The organism is Streptomyces dengpaensis (assembly GCF_002946835.1).
GTDB lineage: Bacteria > Actinomycetota > Actinomycetes > Streptomycetales > Streptomycetaceae > Streptomyces > Streptomyces dengpaensis.
Genome location: NZ_CP026652.1, coordinates 6,929,276 through 6,946,540, shown reverse-complemented (window position 1 = coordinate 6,946,540; position 17,265 = coordinate 6,929,276). Strand labels below are relative to the sequence as shown.

Below are 17,265 nucleotides of genomic sequence, written 5' to 3'. Positions count from 1 at the left end.
GAAGGTCATGCCCGTCTGCCTAGCGGAAGTCACTTGTCCAGGTCCGGCCGCCGCGCCGGTGCCGGGCGGACGCGTTCAACGCCGAGCCTAGAGGTCGCTCTTGCGGCGTACGGGCGTGTGCGTCCGCCGAGGTTCGCTGGGGTTCCGGGGCGGCTTCGCCGATGCCGATGAGCGCAGGGCGATGCCCGACGACAGGAGTAGCAGCGCGCCGAGCATCACGAACGGCGCGGCCACGCCCGCGACTCCGGCGACCAGGCCGGCCGCGGCGGGGGCGGCGACCTGCCCGAGGCGGTTGCCGGTCAGCCGCAGGGCGAGGGCGGTGGAGCGTGCGCCGTCGGGGGCGGCCTGCACGACCGTCGTCATGGACAGGGGCTGGCCGACGCCGAGGCAGAAGCCGAGGGCGGCGAGGATCAGGGCAAGGATCCACACCGGCACCGGCAGCGCGATGCCCGCGCACAGCAGGGCCGCGAGCAGACACGTCACGGTGAGCAGCAGGGTCCGGCCGAGCATCCGCAGCAGGGGCGTGAGGACCAGGCGGCAGGCGATGGTGGCCGCCGCGCGGAGGCTGAGCAGGACGCCGATGACCGACGGCGCGATGCCCCGGTGCTCGCCGACCACCGGCAGGTACGCGGTGAGTATGTCGGTCGCGGACAGCACGGAGAGGCTGATGAGGATGCCCGCGGGCACGCCGCGGGCGCGCAGGATGCGCTGCACGGGGACACGTCCGCCTTGCGCGGTACGGGACTTGGGCGTCGTACGACGGTCCTCTATGCGCCACAGCGACGTGAACGCGACGGCCGCGCCGACGCCCGCGACCAGCAGCGCGAGCGCACTCGTACCGGCCATGTCGGGGCCGCCGATCAGGGCGCCCGCCGCGATGGGGCCGACCAGCTGGCCGAGCGAGGCGCCGATCGTGAAGTGGCCGAAGTTGCGGTCCTGTTCGTGCGGGGCGGACTGGCGGGCCACGAGCGACTGGGCGCCGATCACGAAGCACAAGTGGCCCAGGCCCATCACTCCGCTCCAGATCGCCATCGCCCACAGGGAGTCGGCGAGGCCGCTCAGCACGCAGCCGCCGGATATGAGGACGACGCCGACGGGCAACAGAGGTGCGCAGCGGCCGTGGTCGGTACGGCGGCCGAGGGGGACGGCGGCGAACAGCGGAAGCAGGGCGTACACGCCCGCGATCACACCGACCGCGCGCTCGTCCGCACCCAGCGCGAGGGCACGGTAGGAGACGGCGGGCCGGGCCATCGACACCGCGCCCTGCGCGAAGCTGAAGGCGATGACGAGGCGGAGTAGCCAGCCGCGGTTCTCTCCTGGCACTAGAGGGAGGTCCTCCATCCGATGACGGACGACGGACGACGGACGACGGACGACGGATGACAGACGACGGATGACAGACGACGGACAACGGATGACAGATGCCAGACTTTGAAATCTGTCATCTGATATCCGTCATCCGCTATCCGCTATCCGTTATCTGTTACCTGTCATCCGTTATTTGCTATCTGTTATCCGGCTGTTGATCAGACGATCCCGAACAAAGTCCCCGCCCCAAGCACCACCAGACACGTGAGCGCGGCCCACTTCACCACGAACCGCGTGTGGTCTCCGAACTCCACCTTGGCCATGCCGACCAGGACGTATACGGCCGGGACGAGCGGGCTCGACATGTGCAGGGGCTGGCCGACCAGCGAGGCGCGGGCGATCTCCAAGGGGGAGACGCCGTGGGCCTGGCCGGCCTCGGCGAGGACCGGGAGGACGCCGAAGTAGAAGCCGTCGTTCGACATGAAGTACGTGAGCGGGATGCTCAGGACTCCGGTGACCAGGGCCATGTGCGGGCCCATGCCGTCGGGGACGATGGAGACCAGCCACTTGGCCATGTCGTCGACCATGCCGGTGCCCTGCAGGACGCCGGTGAAGACGGCGGCGGCGAAGACCATGCCGGAGACGTTGAGGACGTTCTCGGCGTGGGCGCCGAGGCGGGCCTTCTGGTCGGGCATGTGCGGGAAGTTGACGGTCAGAGCCAGTGCCGCACCGAGGAGGAACAGCACCGGGATCGGCAGCCACTCCATGATCATGGCGGTGAGCAGCGCGACCGTGAGCAGCGCGTTGAACCAGTAGAGCTTCGGACGCAGGGTGGGCCGGGCCGGGTCGAGGACCTGAAGCATCCGGTCGTCCTGGCCCTCGTCCGGCGCGTCGGCGTCCGTGCCGGAGCCCGAACCGCCCGCCGCCACGGCCTTGTTGCCCATGGCCTTGCCGCCCGCACCCTCGCTACCCGAAGCCTTGTTGCCCGCGCCCACCAGCACGGTCTCCGTCTCCGGCTCCTCCACGAGCACCTTGTCCAGCGTGAGCGTGCCGAGCCGCTTGCGCTCGCGCAGGCCGAGGACGTACGAGAGGAGGAAGACGCCGAGGAGGCCGACGGCGAGGGCCGGGATCATCGGGACGAAGATGTCGCTGGCGTCCAGCTTCAGGGCGGTCGCGGCGCGGGCCGTCGGGCCGCCCCACGGCAGGGTGTTCATCACGCCGTTGGCCATCGCGGCGACGCCGGTCATGACGACCAGGCTCATCTTGAGGCGCTTGTACAGCGGGTACATCGCCGAGACCGTGATCATGAAGGTGGTCGAGCCGTCGCCGTCGAGCGAGACGATGGCGGCGAGTACGGCGGTGCCGACGACGATGCGCATCGGGTCGGCCTTGCAGAACTTGAGGATCCCCCGGACGATCGGGTCGAAGAGACCGACGTCGATCATCACGCCGAAGTAGACGATCGCGAACATCAGCATCGCCGCGGTCGGGGCGAGGCTGGTGACGCCGTCGATGGTGTAGTCACCGAGTTTGGCGCCCTTGCCGACGAAGACACAGAAGAGTGCCGGAATCAGTACGAGCGCCGCGATCGGCGACAACTTCTTCAGCATGATCAGGACCAGGAAGGTCGCGATCATGGTGAAGCCGAGGATGGTCAGCATGAGTGGATACCTAACGTTCGCCCTTGAACTCCCACCAGAGCCGGCGGTGCGACGACGTTAGGGCGCCTCCGAACGCGTTAACAAGATCTTGACACGCGAGCAATAAGCGCAAAACTCCAGGTCATTGGCCTGTCGCGGCGAACTCCTCGGTGAGCGCGGTGGCGGGCGTGAGCTCGACGGGCACGCCGTTGAGCACCGCGGTGCCCGACAGCGGGTCGAGCAGCGAACCGTCGAGGAGCTGGTTGACGTTGACGCCCGGGTCCAGGGCGGCGTGGCTCATCCGCGTGCCGGGGCGGTCGTGGCCCCAGCCGTGCGGCAGGCTCACCACCCCGCGCCGTACGGCGTCGGTGACCTCCGCGGGCGCCGTCACCTCTCCCCCGGCGCCCTTGACGCGTACGGCGGCCCCGTCGGCGAGGCCGAGGCGTGCGGCGTCGTCGGGGTGGATGTGCAGGGTGCAACGGTTGGAACCGCCGGTGAGCGCGGGCACGTTGTGCATCCAGCTGTTGTTGGAGCGCAGATGGCGGCGGCCGACGAGCACAAGCCCGGCCGGGCGCTCGCGCAGCGCATCCCGCAGGCGCGGCAGATCGTCGACGATCGGTCCGGGCAGCAGCTCGATCTTCCCGCTGGGCGTCTTCAGCCGCTGCGGCAGTCGAGGCTGGAGCGGTCCGAGATCGATGCCGTGCGGATGGGCGAGCAGCTTCTCGAGGCTCAGCCCGTCGGGCCGGGCGCCGAATCCGTCGCCGTACGGGCCGAGGCGCAGCATCATGTCGAGCCGTCGTTCGGCGCCGTTCTCGCCGGTGAGCAGGCCGGCGAGTTCCTTCGGGTCGCGGCCGTGCACCGGTGAGTGTGCTTCGGTGACGGACTTGCCGAGAGTGGTGTCGATGACCATCGCGTCGACGGCGGACGGGTCGGCGCCGTGCATGCCGGTCGCGGCGAGGACGAGCCGCGCGAGGATCTCGGTCTCCGCCAGGCGGCCCGGTTCCAGGGGGACGGCGGGGCGGGTGTAGCGGACCTGGTTGCGCACGGCGAGGGTATTGAAGGCGAAGTCGTGGTGCGCGCTCTGCGCGGGCGGAGGCGGCGGCAGGACGACATGCGCGTGGCGTGAGGTCTCGTTCAGGTACGGGTCGACGCTGACCATGAAGTCCAGTGCGTCGAGCGCCTTGTCGAGGCGGTCGCCGTCGGGTGCGGACAGGACGGGGTTGGCGGCGACGACGATGACCGCGCGGATCGGGCTGCCCTCGTCCGTCGCGGTGTCGATCTCCTCGGCGAGGGCGGCCAGCGGCAATTCACCCTTGGCTTCGGGGTGGCGGCTGACCCTGCTGCGCCAGCGGCCGAGCGCGAAGCCGCGTCCGGGGCCCGCGGGGCGGGGCGTCTTGTCGGTCGCCGCCTGCGGGAAGAGGGCGCCGCCGGGCCGGTCGAGGTTGCCGGTGAGGATGTTGAGGACGTCGACGAGCCAGCTGGCCAGGGTGCCGTGCGGGACGGTGCAGCTGCCGATGCGGCCGTAGACGGCGGCGGTGGGCGCGGCGGCGAGCTCGCGCGCCAGGGCCCGGATGGTGCCGGCGTCCACGTCGCAGGCCTCGCTCACGGCCTCGGGGGTGAAGTCCCGTACAGCGTCGGCGAGTTCGTCGGCATCCTGGACGTGCGGGGCGAGGTCGCCGAGGTCGACGAGCTTCTCCTCGAAGACGACGTACGTCATCGCCGCGAGGAGCAACGCGTCGGTGCCGGGGCGGATCGCCACATGGCGGTCGGCGAGTTGGGCCGTACGGGTGCGGCGCGGGTCGATGACGGTGAGGGTGCCGCCGCGTTTGCGCAGCGCCTTGAGCTTGCCGGGGAAGTCGGGGGCGGTGCACAGACTCCCGTTGGATTCCAGCGGGTTGGCGCCGATGAGCAGCAGGTGGTCGGTGTGGTCGAGGTCCGGCACCGGGATGGCGTTCGCGTCGCCGTACAGCAGTCCGCTCGACACGTGCTTGGGCATCTGGTCGACGGTGGAGGCGGTGAAAACGCTGTGGGTGCGCAACGCGGTGAGCAGGACGGGCGGGTAGAGGGCACCGGCCATGGTGTGCACGTTCGGGTTGCCGAGGACGACGCCGACTGCGTGCGGCCCATCCCGCTCGACGACCGGCCGCAGCCCCGCGGCCACCGCGTCGAAGGCCTCCTCCCAAGTGGCTTCGCGCAGTTCGCCGTTCTTGCGGACGAGGGGGGTGCGCAGCCGGTCCGGGTCCCCGTCGACCGCCCCGAAGGAGGCGCCCTTGGGGCAGATGAACCCCTTGCTGAACACATCGTCGTGGTCGCCCCGGGCGCTGGTCACGCGGGTGCCCTCGATCGTGAGCGTCAGCCCGCACGTGGCCTCGCACAGGGGGCAGATACGCAGGGCGGTGCGCGAGTCGGGGGTGGTGCCGGAGGTGCGGGACACGGGTCCTCCCGGAGGGCGGTGACGACGATGGCACACGGACTGGGGCCGAGCATACCGAGCGGTATGCCCGGTGGGGAGGGGCCGCTGGGGGTGAGGTCGGAAATTCGCGAACGGTTCACGCGGCGCGCGTGGCTGCCGTCACCCGAGGGTTCGCACCCGCCCCCGGCAGTTCACCCTCGCCGTCAGTCGAGCACTTTGCCCAGATACGCCCGCAGCAGCTCCCGCGCCTCCTCGATGATCCTCTCGTCCCCCTCCGGGGCGACCCGGAAGGCCAGCTGGACGAGGGTGTCGGCGGTCTCCACCGCGATCAGGAAGGTACGGCGGAGATCCTCGTCGGGGGCGCGGTCGAGGTAGCCGGAGAGCAGGTCGGTAAGGCGGTCGGCGACTCGGGTGTTGGGCTCGGTGTCACGGTTGCCGACCGGGATCTGGTTGCCGAAGTCGACGAGGGAGAAGCCGGGCGCCGTGCGCTTCATGGCGAGGTATTCGTCGAGCACGGCATCCATGGCCGCGCGCCAGCCTCCGCCGTCCGCCTCCCGGAGGCGCTCGGTGACGCGCTCGGTATAGCGCTCCAGGTTGCGCTGGGCGAGCGCGTCGGCCATCGCGCGCTTGTTGCCGAAGAAGCGGTAGACGGAGCCGATGGGAACCCCGGCCCGCTGGGCCACGGCCCGGGTACTCAGGGCGTCGTAGCCGACCTCGTCGAGGAGATCGGCGCAGGCGTCGAGGATTCTGGTCAGTCGTTCGGCGCTGCGCCGTTGTATGGGCGCTCTGCGCAGCGAGGTCGTATGGGGCACAGGCTTCATGATGCCTTTCCGCCGTGATCCGGTGAACCTCCGGTCTCAGTGATCCGGTGAAGCCCCGGGCGGTACGCCCGGTGGAGATGTCCGCCCGTCATATCCGCCCGTCATATCCGCCCGTCCCGTACGCCGACCATGGCTGATCGCGTACGGCACCCGGAGCCAGCCCCTTGCGCGCGGAAAACCTGAATCCTACGGTGACGCATAGGAATCAGGCGCAAGGGAGCGATCATGAGCGGGCACGCGGCGGTCACGAGCGGCGATGACGCGAGGAAGACGGCCGAAGGGCTGGTCTACCTCTCCGGTTTCGGTAACGAGCACAGCTCGGAGGCGGTCCCGGGGGCACTGCCGCACGGGCGCAACGCACCGCAGCGCGCACCGCTCGGGCTGTACGCGGAGCAGCTGAGCGGTACGGCCTTCACCGAGCCGCGGGCGCACAATCGGCGTTCATGGCTGTACCGGATCCGCCCGTCGGCCGCGCACCCGGCGTTCACCCGGGTGGACAACGGCGCGCTCCGCACGGCTCCCTTCACGGAGACGGTGCCCGACCCGAACCGGCTGCGCTGGAACCCGCTGCCCGAGCCGCCCGCGGGGACGGACTTCCTCGCGGGCCTGTGGACCCTGGGCGGCAACGGCGACGTGACGCAGCGCACCGGCATGGCGGTGCACCTGTATCACGCCAACTCCTCGATGGACCGCGTCTTCAGCGACGCCGACGGCGAACTGCTGATCGTGCCCGAGCGCGGCGGGCTGCTGCTGCGTACCGAGTTCGGTCTGCTGCATGTGGAGCCCGGCCAGGTCGCGCTCATCCCCCGTGGTGTGCGCTTCCGTGTGGAGCTGCTGGACGCCGTGTCCGATCGCGGGCAGAGCCCGAGCGCTCGCGGTTATGTGTGCGAGAACTACGGGGCGCCGTTCCGGCTGCCCGATCTCGGCCCGATCGGCGCCAATGGCCTCGCGAACGCCCGTGACTTCCTCGCGCCCGTCGCCGCGTACGAGGACGCCGAGGGCCCGGTCGAGGTGGTGAACAAGTTCTGCGGCAACCTCTGGCGGGCGACGTACGACCACTCGCCGCTGGATGTGGTCGCCTGGCACGGCAACCATGTGCCATACATCTATGACCTGCGCCGTTTCAATGTGATCGGCACCATCAGCTACGACCACCCGGACCCGTCGATCTTCACGGTGCTGACGTCCCCGTCGGACACCCCCGGTCTGGCCGGCGTCGACTTCGTCGTCTTCGCGCCGCGCTGGCTGGTGGGCGAGGACACGTTCCGGCCGCCGTACTTCCACCGGAATGTGATGAGCGAGTACATGGGGCTCATCGAGGGCGCGTACGACGCGAAGGCGGAAGGCTTTGTTCCGGGCGGTGGTTCGCTGCACAACATGATGTCGGCGCACGGGCCGGACCGGGAGACCTTCGACCGGGCCAGCGCCGCCGAACTGCGCCCGCAGAAGATCGACGACGGGCTGGCCTTCATGTTCGAGACGCGCTGGCCGGTGACCGCGACGGCGCAGGCGGCAGGGGCGGAGCATCTGCAACAGGGGTACGACGACGTGTGGCAGGGCCTCCAGCGGCACTTCCGTCCCGTCGACTGAGATTCACCGCCCGTTGCATTCAAGGCCCGCGACCGCTACGGATACCCTCGTGACCTCCTTCGCTCCGGACTCGATCGTCCTGAACCGCAAGCTGCCGCTCTGGTATCAGGTGTCGCAGTCCCTGCGTGCCTCGATACTCGGCCGCTCGCCCCAGGACCCGCTGCGCCTGCCCACCGAGGAGCAGTTGGCGGGGCACTACGGGGTGAGCGTGCTGACCATGCGGCAGGCGCTCAAGGAGCTGGAGGACGAGGGGCTCATCACCCGCCATCGCCGGCGGGGCACGTTCATCGAGCCGAGCGCGCAGCGGGGTGCGCCCGTGCGGCTGCTCGGCTCGGTGGACGCGATCGTGGCCCAGCAGTCGGGCATGACGACGAAGCTGCTGGACCACGGCACCGTGCCGGTCCCCGCCGAACTCGCCGAGTCCTTCCCGGATCTGGCCGAGGTGGGGACGTACCACCGGCTGCGCAGCGACGAGAAGACCGGCGAGCCGACGAACCACGCGCGCAACTACGTCCGGCCCGAACTGGCGGCGCTGATCGACCCCGAGGATCTGGTGCGCGGGCCCATGACCAAGGTGCTGCGGGATGTGGTGGGCGTGCGCATCAGCCGGATCACCGACACCGTGGAGGCACGGCTCGCGGACCCGGAGACGGCGCGGCTGCTCCACGTCCCGCTGCTCAGCCCGATCCTGCACTACACGGGCATCGTGTACGGCGAGGACGGCCGCGCCCTGGACGTGGCCCGCATCCACTACCGCGGTGACCGCTTCTCCTTCACGGTCACCCTCGACGCGCACTGAACCACGGTCGCCCTCGACGTGCACTGGATCTCAGTCGCCGTCGACGCCCGCTGAACCACGGGCAGCCTCGACCCACGGGCAGCCTCGACGAGGGGCTCTTGAGGCCGACCGTCCACGTCGTACGATGCCCAGCGTGACGCACGACGACGCTCCGCTGCTCGCGGACCTCATGCCGTGGTCCGTCGCCCCGCCGCGGCTGGGCCGGTGGTGGCCGACGGCCCCCGACGCCGGTTCCCTGAAGGCGCGCTGGGACGCCCTGATGAAGGCCGAAGGGCCGGACCGCGAGGCGCTGTTCGGGCCGACGCGCTCGCGCACGACGCACTCGGCGGTGGCGCAGCTGCCAGGGCAGTCAACCGGGACGGGCCGCCTGGCACGCGAGTCGGGTCCCTGTCCGGAGCCCGTACGTGTCCTGCACGGCCCCTTCGACGAGCAGTGGCTGATTCCCGACCACCGGCTGATCGACGCGGCGCGTCCCGAGTTGTGGCGGGTGAAAGATCGGCGGCAAGTGTTCACGGTCGAGCAGTCGGTGGTGCCGGACGCGTCCGGGCCGGTGCTGCTCGCCGCCTCCTCGCTGCCCCTGAGCGCCGGCCGCGGGGGCCGCGTCCGCCCCCTCTACCGGCGCCCCGGCGGCCTCGAACCGAACCTGGCGCCCGGCCTGTTGGACCACCTCGGCACCCGCCTCGGCCACTCCCCTGACCCCGTCGACCTCCTCGCCTGGACGGTCGCGGCCGCCCGGGCCGGCCGGAACGGATGCGCCGTCCCGATCACCGCCGCCCCCGACGTATGGACGTACGGCGTCGAGTTGGGCCGCCGGATGCTGTGGCTGATGTGCCGCGACGGCGAGCGCCCCAAGCTCCCCGGCGGCCGCCGCCCGTACGTCCGCGCCCCGCTCCCCGCGCGCCCCCTCGACCTGCGCTACGACCGCGCCGAGGAGGCCCTCCACGTCGACGAGGGCCGGATCTCACCCGTACCGCCGGAGGCCTGGGACTTCGAGGTGGGCGGCGTGCGCGTACTGGAGCAGTGGTTCGCGTCCAGGACCGAGCCGCCCGAGCCGGGCACCCTTGAGGCGATCCGGCCCGCCACCTGGCCGCAGGCCTGGACGTCCGAACTCCTCGAACTCATCACGGTGCTCGCGCTGCTCGCGGAACTGCGGACCCAGCAGGCCGGGTTGACCGTGGAAAAGCCGATCACCGCGGAGGAACTGCGCACGGCGGGCGTCCTTCCCGTACCGGACTCCGCACGCCGTCCCGCGTCCGTCCTCGACCATCACGAAGAGGGCCCCGAAGGGCAGTTCGCGCTGATCTAACCTTTCGGTTCGAACGCGTACAGCACCCGCGCGAGGGCCCGCTCGAAGACCGCCTCCAGGTCGATGGGTCCGGCGTCCTCCATAAAAGCAGCGGCCATGCGCGGATACGCACCGGTCGCCACCTGACGGCCCAGATAGGCGATCCGCATCGCGTTCTCCTCGTCCTCCGACCAGGGCAGGGAGCGGGTGCGCTCGGCGGTGGCCGTACGCCGGTACGCGCACGGGCAGCGGTGAGCTCCTGACGCGGACGTTGCGGAAGGGCCGGGGGGTGAGGTGGTCCGCTCAGCTCGGGAGGTCCGCTCGGGGTGGGGCATGCCGAGCGGGGCTTGGTGGAGTGTGGTGGTGCCTGCCGGGCGCGGCTTCGGTGGAGGGTGGTGACCCGCGCCCCGGCAGGGTGATCCGCCGGGCGCCGCTGCCTGCCGCGGGGGTGACGGACGCGGGTGTGCAGCGCTGCGCCCGGCCGGTGGGGCGGCCGGAGCGCGGGTCGGGGAATGCCGGTGCCGACGCCTGCTCAGCGGCCGCCGAACAGCGAACGGCGCAGTCGCTTCAGCGGGGCGAAGAGCGAGACACGCCTCACGCGCGCGCCCCTGTCGCTGCTTTCGTGCGCGCTGTCACGCGCGGTGAGCTCACGCATCAGCGAGGTCGCCTCGACCGTTTCGCGCTGCGGGATGGCGGGGCCGCCCAGCACCGCGAGATGGCGGTCGAGGCGCGAACTGGTCGCGCTGCTCCCGCAGGTGATCGCAGGGACACGTGCCCTGCTGCGCGCTGTTATCTGTTCCATGTCACTCCCCACCCGTACGAGTCCACCCGGCCCGGGCAGGCTAACCCTATCGCTCCCTCGTGGCACTCGTGTATCGCGGGCGCAGGATTCACCTTCTCTGTAAGGGTGTTGACGATTACTCTCCGAATCCAACCGAATTCAGGGCGAGTTGGACAACCGGTGCGGTGGTGGGCTGCGCTGAGCCTCCGTGAGGCTCGACGGTCACAGCGAGTGACGTGGCGTTCGAATTCAGTCCGTCGGCCACCAAGGGCGTGTCGCCGTCGAAGAGGCCGAGGGAACGCGGATTCTCGCTGGGGCGCATGAGCCACAACTGGTGCACGCGCCCCCCGGAGGGAGTGCCGAGCCCGCTCACCGTCACGACGGCGCGTCGCTCCGATGCGGAGGCGACAACTCCGATTCCACGGCCCTGTGCGTCCCGCTCACTGGTGGCCCGTGCGTCGGGTGCCGCGAGAACGTGGGCGATCTCACGTGCCTGGGCGCGTTCCTGGTCGAGCTGGTCCTGCGTGCGCGTCGCCTGCACCGCGAAGAGCGAGGCGACGACGAGGGCCGCGGCGGCCGTGGTCGTGGCGAGCGGGGCGAGGAGGGGGCGCAGACGGGGGGCACGCGCGCGGGGGGCCTGCCGATCTCCACGCGCGCGTGCGGGCTGTTGGCCCCCGCGCGCATCCCGGGAGTCCCGGGAGTCCCATGATTCCCGGAAGTCCCGGAAGTCCCGGAAGTCCCGCGAGTCCCGCGAGTCCCGCGAGTCCCGGGAAGGCGCCTCCTGGGGAGTCGTACGGACGGCACTCAGAACCCGGTCGCGCAGCGCGGCCGGAGCAGGTGCCGCCGTCGACCACGCGAGGCGCACCGCGTCCTCGGCGAGGGCACGCACCTCGGCGGTGCAGCGCGCACAGTGCCGCAGATGCCCCTCGAAACGGCGACGTTCATCGGGCTCGAGGGCGTCGAGCGCGTACGGTGCGGCGAGGGAGTGCAGATCGCGCCGCAACAGGCGGTCGAGCCTGCTCATGCGACACCTCCCAGGCACTCGCGCAGCCGCGTCAGGCCGTCGCGCATGCGGGTCTTGACGGTGCCGAGGGGGAGGGAGAGGCGTTCGGCGACTTCGCGGTAGGTGTAGCCGTCGTAGTAGGCGAGGGTGACGGACTGGCGTTGCAGGGCGGTGAGGCGGTCGAGGCAGCGGCGCACCCACTCGCGTTCGAGTCCGGCCTCGACCTCCTCGGCGACCTGGTCGAAGGCGGGGTGGTGAGCCCGCAGCCCCTCGCGCTGCTCGCGCTCGGTGGCCGCGCGGGCGCTGCGGACCCGGTCGACGGCTCGGCGGTGCGCGAGCGTGAGGATCCAGGACAGGGCGCTGCCGCGCCCGGGATCGAACCGCGCGGCGGAGCGCCAGAGTTCGAGCAGTACCTCCTGGGCCACCTCCTCCGTCTGGGCAGGGTCCCGGACCACGCGGCGCACAAGTCCGAACACCGGCCCGGACACCAGTCCGTACAGCTCCTCGAATGCCTTCTGGTCACCTCCGGCCACGAGCACCAGAAGTTCGTCCGCGTCCACCCGTCCCCCTCTCCGTTCGTCAGCCTCCACCCGTCCCCCTCTCCGACCGCGCACGACCCGTCCCTTTCCCCTACGTGTTCGCAGCGAGTGTGTCTACGGATGGGGTTACGGATCAACGAACCGAAAACGCGGGTCCACCACCGAAGAATCCGGTCCGCCGGTGAAACAAGCCGGGGAAGCCGCCGTAAGACCGTTTGGGATTCGACCAATCCACCCCGGCGGGCGCTCCGAATGGCGTTGCGTCAGGCAATCGGGACGTGAGGACGGACGGCATGACACCTATCTCCAGGAGTGGCGCGGGACGCAGGAGTCTCGCGGCCCTCGTCTGTGGTGCGCTGGCCGCCGGGGGGCTCGCAGCCACCGGCGTGACCGCGCTGGAACCGGGGGCGGCCGCCGCCTCCAGCCACCGGGAGGCCCCGCTGATCTCGGGGCAGCCCCAGTACGACAACACGGACGTGTACGCGTTCGTCAGCCCCGACAAGCCCGATACGACGACGATCGTGGCGAACTGGATCCCCTTCGAGGAACCCGCCGGCGGACCGAACTTCTACACGTTCGCCGACGACGCCCAGTACGACATCCACATCGACAACAACGGTGACGCGCAGGGCGAGCTGGTCTACCGCTACACCTTCAAGACGCATCGCAAGAACGGCGACACCTTCCTCTACAACACGGGTCCGGTCACCAGCCTCGACGACCCCGACCTGAACATCACGCAGACGTACGACATCGACCTGCTCCGGCTGAAGAACCAGCACCTGGTGTCGCGGACCAAGGTCGCCGACGACGTTCCGGTGGCGCCGTCGAACGTCGGCAAAGCGTCGATGCCGGACTACGGCGCGCTGCGCGACCAGGCCGTGCACAAGCTCGCGGGCGGCTCGACGACGTTCGCCGGTCAGGCGGACGACCCGTTCTTCCTGGACTTGCGCGTCTTCGACCTGCTGTACGGCGGGAACCTGACCGAGGTCGGGAACGACACCCTCAAGGGCTACAACGTCAACTCGATAGCCCTGCAGGTGCCGAACGACATGATCCGTGAGTCGGCCGGGCAGCCCATCGTCGGCATCTGGTCCACCACCCAGCGCAAGGACGCGCGCGGCCACTGGACGCAGGTCTCCCGGCTCGGGATGCCGCTGGTCAACGAGGTCGTCAACCCGCAGAAGGACAAGGACAAGTTCAACGCGTCCGCGCCGTGGAACGACGGTCAGTTCCTGAAGAACGTGACCAACCCCGAGCTGCCGAAGCTCATCGAGGCGATCTACAAGATCAAGGCCCCGGCGGAGCCCAGGAACGACCTGGTCGACGTGTTCCTGAAGGGCGTGAAGGGCCTCAACCAGCCGCCCAAGGTCCGCCCGGCGGAGGAGCTGCGGCTCAACACCTCGATCAAGCCCACCGCGCAGCCCAAGCGGCTCGGTGTGCTCGACGGAGACAACGCGGGCTTCCCGAACGGGCGCCGGCTCACCGACGACGTGATCGACGCCTCGCTCCAGGTCGTCGAGGGTGAACTGGTCGGCTCCAAGAATGACTTGGGCGACGCGGTCGACAAGAACGACAAGACGTTCGAGAACGCCTTCCCGTACGTCGCCGAGCCGACCTCGGGTTCGCGCGGCCCGCTCGCCAAGGGCACGGCCGGCGGAAACGACGTGCGCAACCAGCTGGGTGACGCGCTGAAGCCCGCCGGGTCCTCCGACGGCGGCGGCACCGACGCCACGCTGATCGCGGCGTCCGCGGCGGCGGGCGCGGCCGGGTTCCTGCTGATCGCCACCGGCCTGCTGTGGTGGCGCCGGCGGATGCACAACCGGGCCTACTGACCCGGGTCACCGACTGGCGCGGCCCGCACGTACTCATCCCCCACGGCGCGGGCCGCGCCGCCCCCACCCCCGCAACGACCGTTCCCATACAGGACTTTGAGGAGAGGGCATGTCGCCGCGTAGGAACGACAGCGCGACGCCGGACACCGCCGAGGGAGCCGCCGTGACCGAGGCAGGCGCGACCGAGGCAGGCGCGACGGACTCGACGTCCGGGACAGCCTCCACGTCCGCGCCCGACGACGAGCGGGTCGCCGCCGTCCGGCGGCTGTCCGCCTCCGGGCGCCGCCGGCGGGCCGCCCACCTCGCGTTCTGCGCGACCGCGTTGGCCGTCGCCCTCACCGCCGGAGCCGTGGTGCTCGGGGCCGTCCGGGACGGCGACGGCGGGACATCCACCGTCGCGTCCGCGTCCGGCGGCCTTGCGCCGCAGTCGCTCGCCCGTGGGGATCTGGACGCGAGTGTCACGTCGCTGCAGGCTCATCTCAAGGCCCAGCCGAGGGACTTCAGCGGCTGGGCGACGCTCGGGCTCGCGTATGTGGAGCAGGCCCGTACGCAGGGCGACCCTTCCCGCTATCCGCAGGCGGAGCAGGCGCTCGACCGGTCGCTCGAACTGCGGCCCGGCAACGATCCCGCGCTCGCGGGGCGTGCTGCCCTCGCCGCGGCGCGGCACGACTTCACGGGCGCCCTGAAGTACGCGGACCAGGCCCTGAAGCGGAACCCCTACAGCGAGCGCGCCCTCTCCTCCCGTGTCGACGCCCTCGTCGAACTCGGCCGCTACGACGACGCGTCGAAGGCCGCCGACATCGCCGACTCGCGCCGCCCAGGCGTACCCGTCTTCACGCGGTACGCCTATGTGCGGGAGCTGCGCGGTGACGTGAAGACCGCCCGCCGGGTCCTTCAGCAGGCGCTCAGCACGGCGACGAGCCGAGGCGACGTCGCATACGTGGCGACCGCGCTCGGCCAACTCTCGTGGAACCAGGGCGAGTACGACACCGCCCTCACGTATTACGCGCGCGCCCTCGGCGCCGACGACACCTGTCTCCCCGCGCTCGAGGGGCGCGCACGGGCCCAGGCGGCGCAGGGCGACCGCGATGCGGCGATCCGCGGCATGGAGCAGATCGTGGACCGCTACCCGCTGCCCCAATCCCTCGTCGAACTGGGCGAGTTGTACGAGGCACGCGGCAGGAAGGGCGACGCCCAGAAGGCCCGCGACCAGTACTCCCTGGTGGACGCCTGGGTCGCGCTCGCCCGCGCCAACGGCGTCAACGCCGACCTCGACACAGCCCTCGCAGCCGCCGACCACGGCGACCGCGAGGCCGCGCTGAAGGCGGCCCGCGCCGAATGGGCCCGCCGCCACACCGTGCACACCGCGGACGCCCTCGCCTGGGCCCTGCACGTCAACGGCCGTGACAAGGAAGCGCTGCCGTACGCCCGACAGGCCACCGCCACCGGCTACCGCAACGCGTCCTTCCTCTACCACCGCGGCATGATCGAGCGCGCCACCGGCCACGAGAAGCAGGCCCGCGCCTCGCTGACGTCGGCCCTCGACCTGAACCCGGGCTTCTCGCCGCTGGGCGCCCGCGAGGCCCGTAAGGCGCTGGAGGCCACCCAGTGACCCATAGGCCCTGTCGACTGCTCGCCTCCTGCGCGGCCGTCTTCACCGCTGTCTGCGCCCTCGTGCTCGTCCCCTCCGGGCACGCGAGCGCGCATCCGCTCGGGAACTTCACCGTCAACCGGTACGACGGACTCGTCGCCGCCCCCGGGCAACTGCGCGTCGACCACGTGGAGGACCTCGCGGAGATCCCGGCCACGCACGCCAAGCCGCGGATCAAGAAGCTCGGCATGACGGACTGGGCCCGCGAGCGGTGCGTGGCGGCCGCGCGCGACAGCGAGGTCTCCGTCGACGGGCGGGCGGTTCCGCTCACCGTCGGCGAGAGCCACGCGCGCGTGCGGCCCGGGCAGGCGGGGCTCGACACCCTGCGCGTGGAGTGCCGGCTGACGGCGCTGCTCCCCCAGGGGGACACGGTGTCCCTCGGCTTCCGCGGCGCCGGGGCCGACCGCGGACCCGGCTGGCGCGAGGTCACGGCGCGCGGCGACCGGATGACGCTCACCGCGTCGGACGTACCGAAGAAGTCGGTGTCCCAGGAGCTGGCCAACTACCCCAAGGCGCTGCTCTCTTCACCGGCAGACACCGCGACCGCGTCCCTGCGGATCCGCCCCGGCGGCCCCGCCCTCGTCCAGGAGCGGCGGGACGCGCCGGCAGCCTCCGTACTGCCCCGCGGCGCCGACCGCTGGACCCGTGCGCTGGACGGCCTGGTGGCCCGCCACGACCTCACCGTCGGCTTCGCCGCGCTGGCCCTGGTCATCGCGGTGGGCCTGGGCGCGATGCACGCCCTCGCGCCGGGCCACGGCAAGACGCTGATGGCCGCGACAGCGGCGGCGCGAGGCGGCCGGGCGCGCCTGCGCGATGTCCTCCCGCTGGCCGCGTCGGTGACGGTCACGCACACCCTGGGCGTGGTCGCCCTCGGCCTCCTGGTCACGGCCGGTTCGGCCGCCGCGCCCTCCGTGATCGCCTGGCTGGGCGTGGCGAGCGGCGTCCTGGTGACCCTCGCGGGCGCGACCCTCGTACGACGGGCCTGGCGAAACCGCGCACATGGGCACGGACACCCCCACGGACGCCCCCACGGCGCCGGGCACACGCACGACCACCCGCACAGCCACCCCCACGAGAACGGGCACGCGCACGACCATGGCCGCGGGCACGGCCACTCCCCCAGCCATGACCATGGGCACAGCCCCACCCATGACCATGACCACGAACACGCGGACCGCCCCCACTCCCCCACCCTCGAGCACACCCACGGCGGCTTCACCCACACACACTCCACCGCCCCCACCCTCCGCGGCACGATCCTCCTCGGCTTCGCCGGAGGGCTCGTGCCGAGTCCCTCCGCCGTCGTCGTGCTCGTCGGCGCCGCGGCCCTGGGACAGGCGTGGTTCGGCCTCCTCCTTGTCCTCGCGTACGGCATCGGTCTCGCCCTGACGCTCACGGCGGCCGGGTTCGCCGTCGTCAGGCTGGGCGGCGGGATGACCCGGGCCCTGGCCGGGCGCCCACGGTGGGCGCAGGGGCGCGCCGCGGCCCTGATGCGCAGGGCCGCACCCCTGGGATCGGCGTTCGTCGTCGTAGCTCTTGGGGCTGGATTGGTGTTCAGGGGGGCGGCATCCGCACTCGGCTGAGCTACGTTTGGGGAGGA

General features: G+C 71.3%; 13 protein-coding genes and 1 pseudogene. 6 read left to right on the top strand and 8 right to left on the bottom strand.

What is annotated here, in order from left to right; translation table 11 throughout:
* Positions 1–87: 87 nt before the first annotated feature.
* The 4 genes from C4B68_RS32020 to C4B68_RS32005 all read right to left on the bottom strand — a co-directional run bounded on the left by C4B68_RS32020 (position 88) and on the right by C4B68_RS32005 (position 6,182).
* Positions 88–1,341 carry an MFS transporter gene (locus C4B68_RS32020; protein ID WP_240634543.1) on the bottom strand — a complete coding sequence of 418 codons (1,254 nt, stop codon included), beginning with the start codon at positions 1,339–1,341 and terminating at the stop codon, positions 88–90.
* A gap of 185 nt (positions 1,342–1,526) precedes the next feature.
* Positions 1,527–2,969, bottom strand: coding sequence for a CitMHS family transporter (locus C4B68_RS32015; protein WP_099503062.1), 1,443 nt, complete (start codon positions 2,967–2,969; stop codon positions 1,527–1,529).
* 121 nt (positions 2,970–3,090) lie between these two features.
* Positions 3,091–5,382, bottom strand: a complete 2,292-nt coding sequence (locus C4B68_RS32010) for a molybdopterin oxidoreductase family protein (protein ID WP_099503060.1) — start codon at positions 5,380–5,382, stop codon at positions 3,091–3,093.
* A 182-nt stretch (positions 5,383–5,564) separates the two neighbouring features.
* On the bottom strand, positions 5,565–6,182 hold the full coding sequence (locus C4B68_RS32005; protein ID WP_099503058.1) for a TetR/AcrR family transcriptional regulator: 618 nt from the start codon (positions 6,180–6,182) through the stop codon (positions 5,565–5,567).
* A gap of 225 nt (positions 6,183–6,407) precedes the next feature.
* Between C4B68_RS32005 and hmgA the strand changes: the two genes are divergently transcribed.
* From hmgA to C4B68_RS31990, 3 genes are all read left to right on the top strand, one after another.
* Complete coding sequence (gene hmgA, locus C4B68_RS32000) at positions 6,408–7,772, top strand: homogentisate 1,2-dioxygenase (protein ID WP_099503056.1); 1,365 nt, start codon at positions 6,408–6,410, stop codon at positions 7,770–7,772.
* 49 nt (positions 7,773–7,821) lie between these two features.
* Entirely contained in the window at positions 7,822–8,571 is a 750-nt protein-coding gene (locus tag C4B68_RS31995) for a GntR family transcriptional regulator (protein ID WP_099503054.1), read from the top strand.
* Positions 8,572–8,695: 124 nt separating this feature from the next.
* Positions 8,696–9,877, top strand: a complete 1,182-nt coding sequence (locus tag C4B68_RS31990; RefSeq protein ID WP_099503052.1) for a type ISP restriction/modification enzyme — start codon at positions 8,696–8,698, stop codon at positions 9,875–9,877.
* Here C4B68_RS31990 and C4B68_RS31985 read toward each other — a convergent pair.
* The 4 genes and pseudogenes from C4B68_RS31985 to C4B68_RS31970 form a co-directional block, all read right to left on the bottom strand.
* Positions 9,874–10,080 (bottom strand): annotated as a pseudogene (locus C4B68_RS31985) (TetR/AcrR family transcriptional regulator); the annotation flags it as partial. The gene C4B68_RS31990 and the pseudogene C4B68_RS31985 overlap by 4 nt on opposite strands.
* Before the next feature lie 308 nt (positions 10,081–10,388).
* Entirely contained in the window at positions 10,389–10,658 is a 270-nt protein-coding gene (locus C4B68_RS31980) for a hypothetical protein (RefSeq protein WP_099503050.1), read from the bottom strand.
* 115 nt (positions 10,659–10,773) lie between these two features.
* A complete protein-coding gene (locus tag C4B68_RS31975; protein WP_099503048.1) occupies positions 10,774–11,661 on the bottom strand; it encodes an anti-sigma factor in 888 nt (295 codons plus the stop codon).
* Positions 11,658–12,200: a sigma-70 family RNA polymerase sigma factor gene (locus C4B68_RS31970; RefSeq protein ID WP_099503046.1), complete on the bottom strand. Its 543-nt coding sequence runs from the start codon at positions 12,198–12,200 to the stop codon at positions 11,658–11,660. The genes C4B68_RS31975 and C4B68_RS31970 overlap by 4 nt, the downstream gene beginning before the upstream one ends.
* A 272-nt stretch (positions 12,201–12,472) precedes the next feature.
* Here C4B68_RS31970 and C4B68_RS31965 point away from each other — a divergent pair, with 272 nt between their 5' ends.
* The 3 genes from C4B68_RS31965 (at position 12,473) to C4B68_RS31955 (ending at position 17,248) form a co-directional block, all read left to right on the top strand.
* The gene (locus tag C4B68_RS31965; RefSeq protein WP_099503044.1) at positions 12,473–14,014 is read left to right on the top strand and encodes a DUF4331 domain-containing protein; all 1,542 of its coding nucleotides are present in this window, start codon (positions 12,473–12,475) and stop codon (positions 14,012–14,014) included.
* Between the two features lie 109 nt (positions 14,015–14,123).
* Positions 14,124–15,626: a tetratricopeptide repeat protein gene (locus C4B68_RS31960; protein ID WP_099503042.1), complete on the top strand. Its 1,503-nt coding sequence runs from the start codon at positions 14,124–14,126 to the stop codon at positions 15,624–15,626.
* Complete coding sequence (locus C4B68_RS31955) at positions 15,623–17,248, top strand: HoxN/HupN/NixA family nickel/cobalt transporter (protein ID WP_099503040.1); 1,626 nt, start codon at positions 15,623–15,625, stop codon at positions 17,246–17,248. The genes C4B68_RS31960 and C4B68_RS31955 overlap by 4 nt, the downstream gene beginning before the upstream one ends.
* The last annotated feature ends 17 nt before the right edge of the window (positions 17,249–17,265 follow it).

Coding starts and splice junctions, on each gene's coding strand:
- C4B68_RS32020 (WP_240634543.1), bottom strand. CDS start 1,341: ATGGAGGACCTCCCTCTAGTGCCAGGAGAGAACCGCGGCTGGCTACTC.
- C4B68_RS32015 (WP_099503062.1), bottom strand. CDS start 2,969: ATGCTGACCATCCTCGGCTTCACCATGATCGCGACCTTCCTGGTCCTG.
- C4B68_RS32005 (WP_099503058.1), bottom strand. CDS start 6,182: ATGAAGCCTGTGCCCCATACGACCTCGCTGCGCAGAGCGCCCATACAA.
- hmgA (WP_099503056.1), top strand. CDS start 6,408: ATGAGCGGGCACGCGGCGGTCACGAGCGGCGATGACGCGAGGAAGACG.
- C4B68_RS31990 (WP_099503052.1), top strand. CDS start 8,696: ATGCCCAGCGTGACGCACGACGACGCTCCGCTGCTCGCGGACCTCATG.
- C4B68_RS31980 (WP_099503050.1), bottom strand. CDS start 10,658: ATGGAACAGATAACAGCGCGCAGCAGGGCACGTGTCCCTGCGATCACC.
- C4B68_RS31975 (WP_099503048.1), bottom strand. CDS start 11,661: ATGAGCAGGCTCGACCGCCTGTTGCGGCGCGATCTGCACTCCCTCGCC.
- C4B68_RS31965 (WP_099503044.1), top strand. CDS start 12,473: ATGACACCTATCTCCAGGAGTGGCGCGGGACGCAGGAGTCTCGCGGCC.
- C4B68_RS31960 (WP_099503042.1), top strand. CDS start 14,124: ATGTCGCCGCGTAGGAACGACAGCGCGACGCCGGACACCGCCGAGGGA.